Origin of the sequence: Maribellus luteus (assembly GCF_003576475.1) — a bacterium.
Classification (GTDB): Bacteria; Bacteroidota; Bacteroidia; order Bacteroidales; family Prolixibacteraceae; genus Draconibacterium; species Draconibacterium luteum.
The window spans coordinates 1-652 of record NZ_QWGR01000119.1 but is presented as its reverse complement, the minus strand read 5'-3'; the positions used below and the strand labels follow the sequence as shown (position 1 = coordinate 652).

Below are 652 nucleotides of genomic sequence, written 5' to 3'. Positions count from 1 at the left end.
CGGATTGGAGTCGCATTCGCAACGTGGATGGCAAAGAGACGACCGTCAACCGTCCGCTTGCTTTCCCGCTGCAGCCAGGCAAGAGCTGGGATGTTTCCTTCACCGAGCACAATCCAAACAAGGCCCATACCCTTGAACAGTGGGACACGCACTACAAGGTCATGGGCTATGAATCGGTCGAAGTGCCCGCCGGCAAATTCAATGCCATCAAGATCGAGGCGGAAGGTCAGTGGATAGCTGAACTGGCGCCATCCACCGCCATTGTGCAGTCGGCCAACACCGCCGCGGGCGGCACTACGATGGTCACGCAGACGCAACGTACCCAGCCAAGCAAGGCCACTGGGCGGACGTATAGGGCCGTGTGGTATGCGCCCGAGGTCGGCCGCTGGGTGAAGGCTGTTGATGAGGTCTACAACAGCGGAGGCGTGCGCAGCCAGCGCACCACGTCGGAACTGGAAACGCTCCAGCTCACGGGGCGGTAAGAAGCCTCATGCGCCGAGCGCCGCGAGGCGCTCGACGTCTGCACATCAAGCCTGCGCCAGCGCCTGATCCAGATCGGCCAGCAGATCATCGATGTGCTCGATGCCGATCGACAGCCGGATCGTCTCCTGCCGCACACCGGCCTTGGCAAGCTCGGCTTCAGACAGCTGCC

2 protein-coding genes are annotated in these 652 nt (G+C 62.1%); one reads left to right on the top strand and one right to left on the bottom strand.

Annotated features, from left to right (window positions below; all coding sequences use genetic code 11):
- A partial coding sequence (locus D1614_RS28190; protein ID WP_206610162.1) for a hypothetical protein occupies positions 1–482 on the top strand: 482 nt, incomplete at its 5' end.
- 45 nt (positions 483–527) lie between these two features.
- On the opposite strand, the gene D1614_RS28185 is transcribed toward D1614_RS28190, so the two are convergent.
- Positions 528–647 (bottom strand): PLP-dependent transferase, encoded by a 120-nt coding sequence (locus D1614_RS28185; protein WP_497006673.1) that lies wholly within the window; start codon positions 645–647, stop codon positions 528–530.
- Positions 648–652: the final 5 nt, after the last annotated feature.